Source organism: uncultured Fibrella sp. (genome assembly GCF_964250085.1).
In the GTDB taxonomy this organism is placed as follows: Bacteria; Bacteroidota; Bacteroidia; order Cytophagales; family Spirosomataceae; genus Fibrella.
The window spans coordinates 264,207-278,672 of the sequence record NZ_CAXUEC010000005.1 but is presented as its reverse complement, the minus strand read 5'-3'; the positions used below and the strand labels follow the sequence as shown (position 1 = coordinate 278,672).

Below are 14,466 nucleotides of genomic sequence, written 5' to 3'. Positions count from 1 at the left end.
ACTGGTCAATTGGTTACTGGTTAACTGGTCAATTAATTATGGAAGAGTCTAATAACCAGTTAACCAGTAACCAATTGACCAGTTAACCAGCAACCAATTCCCCCCTAAATCCACTATCATGAAACTACTCTACGCTTGTTTGTTGGCCTCGACCAGTGCGTTGGCTCAACCGCCCGTTCAGGCCAACAACGCCCAATTGCCCGGCTCAACGTCGGGGCCGGGGCGTGGCTTTTTAGTGAAACAGAAAACAGGTCGGCCCGATGCTGAGTTGGCCCGCCGTCTGGATGCCATCGAGGCACCACTACCTACCGACCAACGTACCCGGCAAACGCTGCTGGCCACCGGGAGTGCCCCGGTATCATTGCCTCCGCTGAAACTGAAAATCGTTCGCGATGCGTCATCGGGTTTACCTATCTACATCGAAAACCTGTCGGCGGGGCGCCCGGTGCGCAATCAGCAGGCGCGGCGGTCGGTACAGGCTACTACTTATCAGTTTCTGAGCCAGGTACGTGGTCTGCTGACGATCAATGACCCTGAACAGGCATTTGCGATTAAACAGACCACTACAGACGAGCTAGGTCAGACGCACCAGCGCATGATGCAGACTTACCAGGGTGTGCCGGTCTACGGAGCCGAGTTGACGGTGCATCAGACCAATGGTGAGGTGACGCTCATAACCGGGCAGTATCGGGTGATTCCCGCTACCCTCGATATACGCCCGGCCCTGTCGCTGGTCCAGGCGGGTAAAGCGGCTATGCGATCACTGGGTAAGGCGGCTCCTGTTCAAATGTTTGGGCAGGGACTGATCAGGCTGGAACCGGTGACTGGCGAACTCTGCGTATATGCTGGTAGCACAGACACGAAAGAAACGCCCCGCTTAGCCTATGACCTTACGGTACGCCCTAACCTGATGGAGCGCTGGCAGTATGTGATCGACGCGCAAACGGGCGATGTGCTGCGTAAATTCAACAGTACCTGTAGCATCGACGGGCCCAGAGATGCCTCAGCCCGTGATCTGAACGGCGTCTCCAGGTCGTTCAAGACCTACCAGATCGGGAGCAACTACGTGATGATGGATGCCAGCCGGGTCATGTATAGCACCACCAAATCGAAATTGCCCGACAGTCCGGTTGGGGCACTCTGGGTCATTGATGCGGCCAATACATATGGAGACAACATCAGCGTGAAGCAGGTCTCGTCGGCCAATAACACAAACTGGACAGCTACGGCAGCATCGGCGCAGTACAATGGTGGTATTGCTTACGAATACTTCCAGAAAACGTTTAAACGCAATTCCATCAACGGGAATGGCGGCACGGTTACCTCGATCATTAACGTCAATGACCCCGAAACGGGCAAAGGCATGGATAATGCCTATTGGAACGGCGAGTACATGATGTACGGCAACGGCGATGTGGCCTTCAAGCCACTGGCTGGCTCGCTCGATGTCGCGGGGCACGAAATGAGCCACGGGGTTATTCAAAACTCAGCTAATCTGGTGTACGACGGTCAGTCGGGGGCGCTCAATGAGTCGTTTGCCGATGTATTTGGCGTACTGATCGATCGCGACGACTGGACCATCGGCGAAGAGGTGGTTGTCGCCAAATACTTCCCGTCGGGGGCGTTGCGGAGCATGGCTAATCCGAATCAGGGCGGAAAATCGGATAACGGGTACCAGCCCAAAACGATGGCGCAATATGTGAGTACCACCGACGATAACGGTGGCGTACACATCAACAGCGGTATTCCCAACTACGCGTTTTATCAGATTGCCTCAGCCACCAGCAAAGACAAAGCTGAACAGATTTATTACCGTGCCCTGACAACGTACCTGACCCGCTCGTCGAAATTCCTGGACATGCGGCTGGCGGCGATCAAAGCGGCTACGGACCTCTATGGCGGCAGTGGTGCTGAAGTGGCGGCGGTAAAAACGGCATTCGATAATGTAGGAATCACCGAAAACAGCACGCCGACCGATCAGAAAACGCCCATTCCAACCTCGACCGGACAGGATTTTATGGCGCTGGTCAGTACCAGCGACAGTAAGTTGTACAACACACCGTACCCAACAACGGCTTTCACCCAGCGCAGTCTGTCGGGGTTGAAACGCCGCCCAAGTCTCACCGACGATGGCAGTGTGGCGGTGTTTGTGGGCAGCGACGGTAAAATCCGGGCGTCGAGCATGACAAAGCCAGCCTCCGAAACCGTGATTTCGCAGGAGGCAGGCTGGGCCAACGTGGTGATTTCGAAAGACGGCACCAAACTCGCTGCCCTGACCGATAAGCAGGACGGCAAACTGTGGGTGTACAGCTTCGATCTGGCCAAGTGGAAGACCTACACCCTTTACAATCCTACGTCGGCGCAGGGGGTGAAAACGGGTGAAGTGGTGTATGCCGATTCGTTTGAATGGGACTATTCCGGTGAATACGTGATCTACGATGCCTATAATAAACTCACCAACGCGGGCGGACAGTCGGTCGACTATTGGGATGTAGGCATCATCAATGTCTGGGACGGCTCTAAAAAGAATTTCCCGGATGTAGGCCGAATAGACAAGCTATTCACAGACCTCGACGAAGGAATCAGTATCGGGAACCCGTCATTTTCAAAAACCTCACCCGATCTGATTGCGTTTGATTATTTCGACGAAAACGCCAAGTCATACTATGTGCTGTCGGCCAATATTGAGAAGGGTGATGTAGAGATCGTCTATGAAAACAACGACCTCGGTTTCCCCAGCTACTCCCGTACTGATAATGCTGTTGTGTTTGGCACCACCAATTCGTCTGGTAAGGAAAGCATAGCGTTGATGAACCTGAATGCCGATAAACTGACGCCAAAGGGAGCGGTTGTTGCCTTGTACACGGGTGCCAAATGGCCGGTCTGGTATTCGAACGTGGCGCGGGCTATCCCAACAAAGGCAAACCAGACAATTACTTTCAACGCTATTGCTGATCAGGTCGTTACTACGGGAAGCATTACGTTACAGGCTACGTCGTCGGCTGGCCTGGCGGTTGGTTTTACCGTTCCGTCGGGACCAGCCGAACTGGTTGGAAATCAGCTTCGCTTCACCGGAACAGGTACGGTAACCGTACGCGCTTTTCAGGAAGGGAATAGCCAGACCTACGCCGCTACCCCAGTCGACCGCACGTTTGCGGTGAAAGCAGCGCCCGTTGTTATCCTGGGCATTGAACCCGACTGGGCCAACGAGGTTCGTTTATTTCCCAACCCCAGCCGGAGCCGGGTCACCGTTGAATTGCCTGCCGGTATAACCTGGCAAGCGGTCGATCTGGTCAGTACATCCGGGGCTGTGATGCAGCAACAGCGCAACACAGGCACGTCCATAGGTACGTTATCGGTCGAACTGGGTACGTTGCCGTCGGGCCTGTACGTGATCAGCATCGAAACCAATCAGGGTCGTGTCCAGCGCAAAGTGCTGCGGGAGTAAAGGGCCGCCAACCGTAACACGGACTTCAGTCCGTATTTTGCTGTAGCCAAAAAACAGACTGAAGACCGTGTTACAGTAAACGAAAGCTCGACAAAGCCGGTTAGTTTGTGTATGGCAAAAACGTCGTTCCCTGCGCTGCTGGCCCGTGTCGGGCTCGACTGGTTTATTCTGGCCCTGCTGGGTATGATTGGATTGGCCAACCTCTGGCCAGAACCGGGTTTGCAGGAAGGGCCACTGTCGCTGTCGGCGCTGACCAACTACGGCGTATCGCTGATCTTCTTTTTTTACGGGTTAAAGCTCAATGTCGATCAGCTCAGGGCCGGGCTGCGCAACTACCGGTTGCATCTGCTGATTCACCTCACCACGTTTGTCGTCTTTCCGGCGCTGGTGCTGGGGGCACGCGCCTTGCTGATGTCGCCGGATACGGTGTTGCTCTGGACGGGCATTTTCTACGTCGCGGCCTTACCATCAACGGTATCGTCGTCGGTCGTGATGGTATCCATTGCGAATGGTAATATGCCCGCCGCCATTTTCAACGCCAGCATTTCCAGCCTGATCGGCGTGTTCATTACGCCCATCTGGATGAGCGTTCTGCTCAGTGCCAGCAACGGGCAATTCGACTTGCAGGGGATCATCCTGAAGTTGTCGATCCAGGTGATTGCGCCGGTTGTGCTGGGCCTGCTCCTGAACAGAAGGCTGGGTTGGTTCTCCGAAAAATACAAGTCGGCCCTGCGCTATTTCGACCAGCTCACGATTCTGCTAATTGTATACACCGCCTTTTGCGAGTCGTTTCACCTCAACCTGTTCCAGAATTATTCGGCGCTCGATTTGCTGGTGTTGGCCGCTGGTATGCTGGCCCTGTTTTTTCTGGTATTCGGCTTTGTACTTCTCGTCAGCCGTCTGCTGCATTTTAGCCGCGAAGACCGGATAACGGCGCTGTTTTGCGGGTCCAAAAAATCGCTGGTGCAGGGTAGCGTCATGGTTAAGGTGCTGTTTCCGCCCACGGCGGTTGGAGTGGTGTTGCTACCGATCATGATGTATCATGCCCTGCAATTGATCGTGGCGAGTATCCTGGCAAAAGCCATGATCAACTGGCAGCCGACACCGTTACCGGCAAAGACAAAAATTGAGAGCTAGCGGCAACGCACCTGAATCTGTAGCTTGGCATCTGTCAGGGGACGATGACGTTTATAGACCCTTTTTCGTCGTAATGACAATCACGCCATTTTTGACAGCCTTATTGCCATATCTAGCTGCTTTTTTCCCTCTATAAACCTCTATTGCCTGAATCATATTCGGGTTTATTCCACGCGGTAGACTGTCATAAGAGATAGCCATTCCGTCTACAGTGATCAACGGCTGGTCTTCCGGTTTCACAGGTCCACAACTGCACATACAGATGTTGGAAGGCTGGAGATCGGTCCGAATAGCCGCTGAGGGCAATCGACTGGGTAACAAAGTCAATGCGTGCAAACGGCTTAGACTGATGGACCGTGCGTCCTGTATCTGACCAATCGGCACCATAACTGACTGGGCCTGGACGCCCGCAGCGCCGAACAACAAGCAGGAAACGAGAAAACACAAGCTTCGAGAAGGCTTCATAGTCACAAAAAGGAGGATCGTGGGCACAAGGTAAACTTTCTTTTTAGAAAGTCTAGTAGCTGTGGCCGTACCTACAGACAAGCATAGACGAGGCAACATATCGTTTTATTGCTACCGATCCTTTTTCTTCTCTGCTTCAGCGCCTTTTTTCGTCGTGATCTTAATTACCCCATTCTTGGCTTTGAGTCCATAGAGTGACGTGGCCGAGGCATCTTTTAGCACGTCGATGGACTGGATCGTATTTGGGTTGATGGCGTTCATGTCCTCATGTGTAATTTCTTTACCATCAAGTAGGTACAACGGCGGGGCGCCGTTAAACTGTATACGATCATTTCGTAGGACACCCGTGTTGTGACTGGACGAATTATCTTTCGACGAACTATCTAGTTGGAGAAGCAAAGAGCTGGGTACGTTCGGCTCTACGTTCGTATCACTCAGCGAAAAGGCGATGGGCAGGTTGTACTGAACTGCTACAGGACGACCGTTTTGCTGGCCAGGAATCCATTTCGGCATAATCGACATAACCCGCACAGCTTCTTCATCGCAACCTCGGCCAATCCCTTTCAATATCCGAATCTGGTCAATTGAACCATCTGTATTGACGACGAAGTTGACAAACACTGTTCCTTGCACCCGCTGCTTACGTGCCTCTTCAGGATAGCGAAGGTTCTCCCCCAAAAATTTGTAAAGCGTCTTTGAGCCACCTGGAAATTCGGGGGCACGTTCCACAACGGTGAAAACCTCATTTGAACCAGCGGGGGCCGGTACAGTCGTTGACTCAGGTAACTTACTTATCGGCATTGTGGTGCCATCAACCGCCTGTGGCTCTAACACACACGAAACCGTATAATTTCCCTTTGATGGAGTGATAATTTCTGTTGACTGAAAACCTACAAAACTGGCAACCAATGTGGTTGTACCGGGTACATCGATTGTAAACTGCCCGTTGATATCCGTTGTCGTGCCTTTGTGTCCATTCAGAACAACGACATTTGCACCTGGTAAGGGTTTCCGTACGTGGTCTCTTATAATGCCTGTCACGTGTACGGTCGTGGCCGGACTCACCTCCGTTGGCAACTCATCCGCTGGTTCAGGCTTAGTAGTCATAGCCAGCAGAGTGGCAGTCAGGGGCAGCACCAGCGCGTATTTCCAGAGGGCGCGGCGGCGGGTATGTTGTTGGTAAAGCATCTGAATGCGTTGTTTGAGGGTTGGTGAATCGGGCCGGTCGGGACCGAACGAATGCGCCAGGCTGTCGTAGTCCGACATTCCGGCCGGGAGGTGGAAGGCGTAGCTGACCAGAAAGCGGGCGTAGGCGTCGCGATCGTCCGTGGGCGATTGGGCGGTGGCGTCGCGGTCGGCCAGGTATTCGTGTACCTGCCGGATGGCCCGCCGGTAGCCGAACAAGGCGGGATTGAGCCAGCACAGGGCATGAATCACTTCCAGTAAGAGCACATCCAGGCTGTGTTTCTGACGAATGTGCACCAGTTCATGTTGCCGAACGGCTTCGGTGTGGGCGTCTTCGGGGTTGAGCACCAGGTAGCGAAAAAATGAGAAAGTAGGCGTCTGCGCATTGTCGGGCAGCACCAGCGTGTGATCGTCCAGCGGTTGAGCGGGCCATTGCCGGATAACCCGCAGCAGCGAAACCGAGCGCAAAACGGTACGGACAAGTAAGCCAGCCGCCACCAGGGCAAAGAGCCACAGGGCCAGCACAGGCCAGTTGGGCAGGAGGGGCGCTTCGACTTCAGCGGTTGCGCCGCCAACCACCATCAGGGTAGCCACCGGGGCGGCTGTGTATTCAGGTACGTACGTTTCCCAAGGCCACGGGAAAGAAAGCCCCGGAATGTGCACAAGCGGCAACACAAATGCCAGCACCAGCGACCCCATCAGGTACGTTCGATTCAGCGTCAGAAACGTATGCCGATGGAGCAACAAGACGTAGCAGCCGTAAAACAGAATCAGAAACAGGTTAGCTTTCAGCCAGTAATCGACAAGCGGTGTCATAGCATCAAGGGGTTAAGGGTTGGCTGGGTCGGTCCGACGTTTCGGCGTTACTTAGCGGAGCCGTCACGCGAATTGAGCAGTTGAATAATTTCGTCGGCTTCGTTCAGACTCACGTTCCGTTCTTTTACGAAAAACGACACCAGTTTTTGCAGCGACCCGTCGAAGTAATTGGTCATCAACTGCTCGGTCTGGAAGCGGCGGTAGGCATCTTCGGTAATCAGCGGGTAATATTCGTGCGTTTTTCCATAGGCCGTGTAGCCTACTACACCCTTCTTCTCCAGGATGCGAATAATGGTCGATACGGTGTTGTAAGCGGGTTTTTCGCCAGTTGAATCGAGCGGAGGTAGCTCGGCCAGAATGTCTTTGACAAAGGCTTTCTCCAGCCGCCACAATACGCGCATTACGTCTTCTTCGGCATTAGTCAATTCTCTCATGGTGGTAGTCCGGGTCGTTCTAAGTCAAACGTAAGACTATTGTTTTAGTTTTACAACTATTAATGTAGTTATAATGTTTAAAAAAAGGCCCCGCCCCCTCTTTAACGGGGCGGGGCCTTTTTTTAAATTAGATACTTCAGCTTCACCACTTCCTTAGGCTCCAGGAAGCGCCACTTACCGCGTGGCAACTCTTTCTTGGTTAGACCCGCAAAAACGGTACGGTCAAGTTTCGTTACTTCATAACCCAGCGACTCGAACATCCGACGAACGATCCGGTTACGGCCTGAGTGAATTTCAACACCAACTACCTGAGCGTCAGGCGTAACAATGGCCAGATCGTCGGGTTTGATATGGCCGTCTTCCAGGTCCATACCATTGCGGATCTGCTCGAAATGCTCTTCCGTGATCGGCTTGTTAAGTTCTACCTGATACACCTTTTTCACGTTGTTCGACGGGTGAGTCAGCTTTCCAGCCAGTTCGCCATCATTGGTCAGTAGCAGCAGACCCGTGGTGTTGCGGTCGAGGCGACCAACAGGGTAAAGGCGGAACGGACCAGCATCGGCTACCAGGTCGAGTACGGTAGCGCGCTCTTCAGGGTCTTCAGTTGTCGTAATGATGTCGCGGGGTTTGTTCAGCAACACGTACACCAGTTTCTCGGCGTTCAGCACATTGTTGCCGTATTTGACAACGTCGTTCGGTTTCACGCGGTAGCCCATTTCGGTTACTACGTTGCCGTTCACCTGCACATCGCCTTTGGCAATCAGTTCGTCGGCTTCGCGGCGTGAGCAAACACCCGCGTTGGCGATATACCGGTTCAGGCGGATCGAGTTCGGGTCTGTTTCGCGTTCACGATCCAGGTTCTTGGCTACTTTCCGTGAGCGGGGCAGGTTGTCCCGCATCGCATTCAGGTTGTAGGTCGGCGCTTTCTCATAACGGCCAGTCCGGCGTTCGAATGGCTTCTCCTCGCCGCTGTCGGTATCCTTACTGTATGGCTTGCGGGTGCCGGTTGTCCGTGGACGGGCCGGCCCATTCGGGTCGCGGGCTGGGCGGTCATCCCGGTTGAATGGCTTACGTTCCGGGCGTTCACCAGACTCGTCACCTTCAGGGCGACGCTCGAAGCGGGGACGCTCTTCGCGATTGTCGTCACGGTCGCGGCTGAATGGCTTGCGTTCGAATGGACGCTCTGCGCCACCTTCCTGCCGGTCTCCGCCAGTAAATGGCTTACGCTCGAATGGACGTTCTGCGCCACTGTCACGTGGGCCGTTACTGCGGCGATCGTCCCGATCAAACGGTTTGCGGGCTGGCCGGTCGTCCGATCCCTCGGTCCGGTCGCGGCGATCAAAACGGGCACTATCGCCTTCGCGTGGCCCCGTTGGCCGGTCGTCGCGACGGTCTCCGCCAGTAAATGGTTTGCGCTCGAATGGGCGGTCCGATCCGCCTTCGCGGCTGAACGGCTTCCGGTCTCCGTAGGCTGGCCGATCGCCACCCTCTCTGCGGTCACCGCCTGAAAATGGCTTGCGATCTGGCCGGTCTGATCCGCCATCGCGGCTGAATGGCTTCCGATCACCGTAGGCTGGGCGATCACCACCGTCCCGAAATGGCTTGCGATCCGGGCGATCGCCGCTAAATGGCTTCCGGTCTCCGTAGGCTGGCCGATCTGATCCGCCTTCCCGGCGGTCGCCGCCAGTAAATGGTTTGCGATCGCCGCTAAATGGCTTGCGATCACCGTAGGCTGGGCGTTCTGACCCACCGTCGCGGCGGTCGCTGCCAGTAAATGGCTTTTTGTCGCCGTAAGCCGGGCGGTCACCACCGTCGCGGCGGTCTCCGCCAGCAAACGGCTTGCGATCGCCGTACGCTGGCCGATCTGACCCACCATCGCGGCGGTCTCCGCCTGAGAATGGCTTGCGCTCGAATGGGCGGTCCGATCCGCCTTCCCGGCTAAACGGCTTCCGGTCTCCGTAGGCTGGCCGGTCTGATCCGCCCTCGCGACGATCACCGCCTGAGAATGGCTTGCGATCGCCATAGGCCGGGCGGTCTGACCCGCCTGAACGTGGACCACCAAATGACGGGCGGCTACCTCCTTTATTGACTCCACCACGGGCGTCATCCCGACGGCCTTCTGGACGACCTTTACCATCCCGGCGGTCGTTACTATCTTTATCTCGTTTCATTGAAAAGTGCAGTACGTAGTAGCTGCCTGTTTGTGCTTAATCCCGCTGACCATCAGCTTATAAATTGGGAGTGGCCTTTTTGCGGGGACGCAAAGATACGGGTTTTTGTCCAATTTAACGATATCATATGCTTATCCGATACAGGTACGTTGTTCAACTGCCTACATTTGTAAGGCCTACACCCCCTGCCTGCCATGATCCGGGTTTCTCTATACGACGATAATGACTCGCTGCGCCAGACGCTGGTGCTACTGCTCGATACCACCAACGACCTGCTGCCGGTGGGAGCCTATGACAATGCCCTGCAAGTTGTAGAAACGGTGTTGCAGGACAAACCCGACGTCTTGCTGATGGACATCGACATGCCGGGCCGGTCGGGTATTGAGGCTGTACGGTTACTTCAGCAGTTGCCCAAACCACCCCGCGTGCTGATGCTCACCGTTCACGAAGAGCCGGAGGCGGTATTCGAAGCCGTTTCGGCGGGAGCCATGGGCTACCTGCTCAAGAAAACCCCCGCCGATCGCCTCACCGATGCGCTGCGTGATGTAGCAGCGGGCGGTGCCGTGATTACGCCTACGATTGCCGCCAAAATGCTGACGGTCTTTCAACAGCCGCCAACCCGTAGCGTGTTACCCCCAACGACCCGTCTCAACGCGTTTGACCTGACGGAGAAAGAGCGGGAAGTGCTGCTGCGGCTGGTCGAGGGAGATAGCTACAAACTCATTGCCGCTCATTGCCACATCAGTATGGGCACCGTACGTACCCACATCGTTAATATCTACCAGAAACTGCACGTCAACTCAAAATCGGAGGCGGTAGCCAAGGCGATGAAAACCGGACATTATTGATAGTCAGATCATTTGTGTATATTTTCAGGCTTGATTGCGTTGCGCTGACCATCTATGACGCCTGTTTACCGTTCCCGACAAATTAGTTGGGTCTTGCTGCTGCTGCTTGGCTGGCCCGTAACTGCACATAGCCAGATAATCGATTCACTGCTAAGTCAACTGCGGACCTCAACCCACCGCGATACCGCGTATGTACGTACCCAGACCCAGGCTGTCTGGCAACTGCTTCAACGCTCGAAGTTCGGCCAGGCCGATTCGCTGTTGACGGAAACCAATAAACTGGCCAGCCGGATCGACTATGCGCCGGGGAAATTCAACGTGATGTATTACCGGGCCCTGGCCTGTTACTACCAGGATCAGATCGCCAAAGGGCTGCCGTTTGCGCAGAAAGCCCTGGCTTTGGTGAATCAGTACGGGCTGTTGCCCCGGGAACGGCAGTTGGCTCTCAGCCTGCATGGGGTGCTCTATTTCAGCGTACACCGGTACGACGAAGCCCTTCAATATTACCTGGCTGCCATACGACTCACCGAGACAAACAACCTGACCTTTCGCGTTACACCTGCCTACTTAGGAGCCGGTAACGTGCTGAAGGTGATGGGCAGGAATAAAGAAGCTCTGGTGTACTACCGAAAGGCCCTCAGCGTGGCTCAGCACGAAGTGGAACCGCGCATGCTGGTGCTGGCCGAAAATCACCTGGGCGATAGCCTGAGCGAACTGGGTGTAGGTTACGCCAACGAAGCCCTACAGCATTATTTGGCGGCGCTACCCGTTGCCGAACGCAGCAATGCCCACGGCCCCACGGCCGATCTGCTGACCAACATTGGCCGAATGTACGTGATGCTCCGCCAGCCGGAACGAGCCTTACCCTACCTCAAACGCGCCGACCAACTGGCTAAACAGGATAACCTGCTCGATCAGCTAGGGGCCAACGATTGGGTGACCGGGCAGGCGTACGCGGCGCTTGGACAGGCCGGTCTGGGTGAAACGTACCTGAAGGAGTCGCTTAGGCTGGCGCGTCAGATTGACGATGCGGAAGGCATGCGGGTACGTATTCAGGCGCTGGCGACGTTCTACGCTGACCAGGGCGACTACGCGAAAGCATACAGTTATCAGCGCCAGAAAGCCGTACTGAACGATTCGCTGTTTACCGTGCAGGCGGCCCAGCACGCCCAGGAAATGGTGACGCGTTTTGAGACGCAGAAAAAGGAACAACAGTTGACCTTGCTGACAGCCCGTGCCGACCGAGCCCAACTGGAACGCGAAGCTTTGATAACGGTTGGTGTGCTGATCCTGCTCCTGCTGGGGGCGTTGACAGCCTGGTATCTGTACCGGAGTCGGCTCAGGCAGGCATTGATTCGGGAGCAGATGCGCCAGCGCATTGCGCATGACCTGCATGACGAGATTGGGAGTACCCTCAGTAGTATTTCCTTACTGAGTGGCCTCATCGGCACTCAGTTAACGGCTAATAACACCGGCGCTGCCGCACGAATGGTTCAAAAAATCCATGCCGATGCCCGGCAGACGCTGGAGTCGATGGATGAAATTATCTGGTCAGTAAATCCCGGCAATGATTCGTTGCAACGGGTGATTCTGCGGATCCAGGAGTACGCCCAGCCGCTGATGGAAGCGCAGGGAATCACGTTTTCGTTACACGTCGATCCTCAGTTGCACGACCGTCATCTGCCTATGGACTTGCGCCAGAGCCTGTATTTCGTGTTGAAAGAAGCGCTGAATAACCTGCTGAAATATGCAGAAGCCACTGCCGTTGACGTGCAGATAAAGCAGCAGCATGGTCAGTTGAAGGTAACCATTACCGACAACGGACTTGGATTCGATTCACACCAGATCGACAACCGAACAGGTCGGCAAAGTATGCAGCAACGAGCCGAAGCAGTTGGCGGACAGTTGCAGATTGACTCTGTGCCGGGCCGGGGCACCAACGTACGGCTAACAGCGCCACTAATCTAGGTAGCCTTCCCGATTGCAACTACGTGACCCGATACGTAGAACTACGTACGCCCTCAGAAGGCTTACCAATGTAATTAGTTGATATATAGCGAGTTAACGCGGGTAGGCGTGGTGATTGTCTAGCCATATCATACATTTATCCGATTGTGGCCGGGGGCGTAACGCAGTAGTTTTGAGTCAGTTAAGTGGCTGATCTATCTACGCCTTGTCTAATGAAATCGTTTCTATTCACACCCGTTTTTTGGCTTGGCTGGTGCGTCGTTGGTTCGTGTTACGGACAAGATGCACCAGCCTCCAAGGAACCCTCGCTACTGGCTAAGTACGTGAAGGTGTCGGGTGGCCTGAATGCCTACGCCGGGTTCTACACCGCCAATGGTATCCAGGCGCGTAACCAGACGGCTCCTTTTGGGTTGAGTGGGCAGGTGACCGTCTCCCTGCCGCAGGGTATTTCCATTCCCATCACGGCCGTGCTCGGCAATCAGGGCGCGAGTTTCAGCGTTCGACAGCCGTTCAATCAGTTTGGCCTGTCGCCCACTTACAAATGGCTCACCGTACATGGTGGCTATCGCAATGTTACGTTTTCGCCCTTCACGCTGGCGGGTCACACGTTTCTGGGCGGCGGCGTGGAGGCCAACCCTGGTAAGCTGCGGCTGGGGGCCATCTACGGAAAGTTTAACAATGCGATCTCAGGTACGTTGGCCGATGCCAATGTGCTGCCAAGCTACGGGCGCACCGGCTACGCCCTGAAGCTGGGTTATGGCAAGCCCAATAACTACATTGACCTCACGATGCTCCGCGCCAAAGACGATTCCTCGTCGATTGCGTCGGTGCCACAGTCGGCTACGCAGACGGTAACACCGGCCGAGAACCTGGTTGTGGGCGTTACGTCGAGGCTGCTGATTGTCAGGTACGTTACTGTTGAAGTCGATGCCGCGCTGAGTGCGTATACGCGGGATGTGCGGGCGGGGGAAGTGGCCGCTGAAGGGACCAATCCGGTAGTGCGGCTCTTCGGAAAATTATACACGCCGCGCCTCAGCACGCAACTCACGCAGGCGGTACAAGCCTCGATCGGTTACCGCGATAAATGGGGCGGGCTAAAGCTACAGTACAAGCGAATCGATCCCAATTTTCAGACAATGGGCGCGTATTATTTCCAGTCGGATATTGAAAGCTATGCCATTGCACCCACGCTGAACCTGCTGGAAAACAAACTCCGCCTGTCGGGCAGCTACGGTGTTCAGCTCGACAACCTGGCTAATTCGCGAAATGCACGGACGGGGCGGTCAATTGGTTCATTGATCGTTAGTTATAACCCGGCTACGAAGTTTGGCTTCGATCTGCAACTGTCGAATTATGGCATCAGTCAGCAGGCGGGGTTACGGCCGATCATTGATACGCTCCGGCTGGCACAGAACAACTTTTCGGCTACGGTAAACCTGCGGTATACGGTTCAGAAAACGGACGTAGTGCAATCGGTGAACCTGACCGCCACGCGCCAGCAACTCAGCGACCTGAACCGCAACACGGCGGCGCAGACGGAAAACACGAACCTGAACGCGAACCTGAGTTACACTTATCAGCAAACGACCACCGGATGGGGCCTGACCGGTATGCTGACGTACACCCAAACGAACCTGCCCGTTGCTGCTACCCTCGGCCTGCCCGACAGCACCGGCACGTTGCAACCCACCAGCGACGGTACGGTGCGGTTCTACGGACCAACGCTGGGCGTAAACCAGTCCTTTCTGAAAAATAAAATCAGCACCTCGGCCAATGTAAGCTACCTGGTCAACCAGCAACTGGGCGTAACGGGAAAAGTACTAACGGCTTCGCTGTCAGGTACGTATCAGGTGGCCAAACGGCAAACGCTCAACGCAACGCTGTATTACCTCAATACCGACACCGGCATTGCAGCTCAAAAATTCAACGAACTCAGAGGCAACCTCGGCTATGGCATCTCTTTTTAAAGGTTTCACCACAGAGACACAGAGTAC

General features: G+C 54.9%; 9 protein-coding genes. 5 read left to right on the top strand and 4 right to left on the bottom strand.

Going from position 1 to position 14,466, the window contains the following annotated elements; translation table 11 throughout:
- The first annotated feature begins 118 nt into the window (after positions 1 to 118).
- Together ACFE8Q_RS17995 and ACFE8Q_RS17990 are read left to right on the top strand one after the other, a co-directional pair.
- Positions 119 to 3,448 carry a M4 family metallopeptidase gene (locus tag ACFE8Q_RS17995; RefSeq protein ID WP_375446812.1) on the top strand — a complete coding sequence of 1,110 codons (3,330 nt, stop codon included), beginning with the start codon at positions 119 to 121 and terminating at the stop codon, positions 3,446 to 3,448.
- Between the two features lie 111 nt (positions 3,449 to 3,559).
- A complete protein-coding gene (locus ACFE8Q_RS17990; RefSeq protein WP_375446811.1) occupies positions 3,560 to 4,585 on the top strand; it encodes a bile acid:sodium symporter family protein in 1,026 nt (341 codons plus the stop codon).
- A 51-nt stretch (positions 4,586 to 4,636) separates the two neighbouring features.
- Here the strand turns inward: ACFE8Q_RS17990 and ACFE8Q_RS17985 are convergent, their stop codons facing one another.
- From ACFE8Q_RS17985 to ACFE8Q_RS17970, 4 genes are all read right to left on the bottom strand, one after another.
- The gene (locus ACFE8Q_RS17985) at positions 4,637 to 4,843 is read right to left on the bottom strand and encodes a TonB-dependent receptor (protein ID WP_375446924.1); all 207 of its coding nucleotides are present in this window, start codon (positions 4,841 to 4,843) and stop codon (positions 4,637 to 4,639) included.
- Between the two features lie 318 nt (positions 4,844 to 5,161).
- Complete coding sequence (locus tag ACFE8Q_RS17980; protein WP_375446810.1) at positions 5,162 to 7,051, bottom strand: TonB family protein; 1,890 nt, start codon at positions 7,049 to 7,051, stop codon at positions 5,162 to 5,164.
- A 47-nt stretch (positions 7,052 to 7,098) separates the two neighbouring features.
- Positions 7,099 to 7,485, bottom strand: a complete 387-nt coding sequence (locus tag ACFE8Q_RS17975; RefSeq protein ID WP_375446809.1) for a BlaI/MecI/CopY family transcriptional regulator — start codon at positions 7,483 to 7,485, stop codon at positions 7,099 to 7,101.
- A gap of 122 nt (positions 7,486 to 7,607) precedes the next feature.
- Positions 7,608 to 9,656 (bottom strand): pseudouridine synthase, encoded by a 2,049-nt coding sequence (locus ACFE8Q_RS17970; RefSeq protein ID WP_375446808.1) that lies wholly within the window; start codon positions 9,654 to 9,656, stop codon positions 7,608 to 7,610.
- Positions 9,657 to 9,850: 194 nt separating this feature from the next.
- On the opposite strand from ACFE8Q_RS17970, the gene ACFE8Q_RS17965 reads away from it, so the two are divergent.
- From ACFE8Q_RS17965 to ACFE8Q_RS17955, 3 genes are all read left to right on the top strand, one after another.
- A complete protein-coding gene (locus ACFE8Q_RS17965) occupies positions 9,851 to 10,504 on the top strand; it encodes a response regulator (RefSeq protein ID WP_375446807.1) in 654 nt (217 codons plus the stop codon).
- Positions 10,505 to 10,558: 54 nt separating this feature from the next.
- Positions 10,559 to 12,472 carry an ATP-binding protein gene (locus ACFE8Q_RS17960; protein ID WP_375446806.1) on the top strand — a complete coding sequence of 638 codons (1,914 nt, stop codon included), beginning with the start codon at positions 10,559 to 10,561 and terminating at the stop codon, positions 12,470 to 12,472.
- Positions 12,473 to 12,684: 212 nt separating this feature from the next.
- A complete protein-coding gene (locus ACFE8Q_RS17955; RefSeq protein ID WP_375446805.1) occupies positions 12,685 to 14,439 on the top strand; it encodes a hypothetical protein in 1,755 nt (584 codons plus the stop codon).
- The last annotated feature ends 27 nt before the right edge of the window (positions 14,440 to 14,466 follow it).

Bases quoted from the DNA above. Each gene is read 5' to 3' on its own strand.
- ACFE8Q_RS17990 (WP_375446811.1), top strand. From the start codon at position 3,560: ATGGCAAAAACGTCGTTCCCTGCGCTGCTGGCCCGTGTCGGGCTCGAC.
- ACFE8Q_RS17955 (WP_375446805.1), top strand. From the start codon at position 12,685: ATGAAATCGTTTCTATTCACACCCGTTTTTTGGCTTGGCTGGTGCGTC.
- ACFE8Q_RS17965 (WP_375446807.1), top strand. From the start codon at position 9,851: ATGATCCGGGTTTCTCTATACGACGATAATGACTCGCTGCGCCAGACG.
- ACFE8Q_RS17975 (WP_375446809.1), bottom strand. From the start codon at position 7,485: ATGAGAGAATTGACTAATGCCGAAGAAGACGTAATGCGCGTATTGTGG.
- ACFE8Q_RS17980 (WP_375446810.1), bottom strand. From the start codon at position 7,051: ATGACACCGCTTGTCGATTACTGGCTGAAAGCTAACCTGTTTCTGATT.
- ACFE8Q_RS17985 (WP_375446924.1), bottom strand. From the start codon at position 4,843: ATGTGCAGTTGTGGACCTGTGAAACCGGAAGACCAGCCGTTGATCACT.
- ACFE8Q_RS17970 (WP_375446808.1), bottom strand. From the start codon at position 9,656: ATGAAACGAGATAAAGATAGTAACGACCGCCGGGATGGTAAAGGTCGT.
- ACFE8Q_RS17960 (WP_375446806.1), top strand. From the start codon at position 10,559: ATGACGCCTGTTTACCGTTCCCGACAAATTAGTTGGGTCTTGCTGCTG.
- ACFE8Q_RS17995 (WP_375446812.1), top strand. From the start codon at position 119: ATGAAACTACTCTACGCTTGTTTGTTGGCCTCGACCAGTGCGTTGGCT.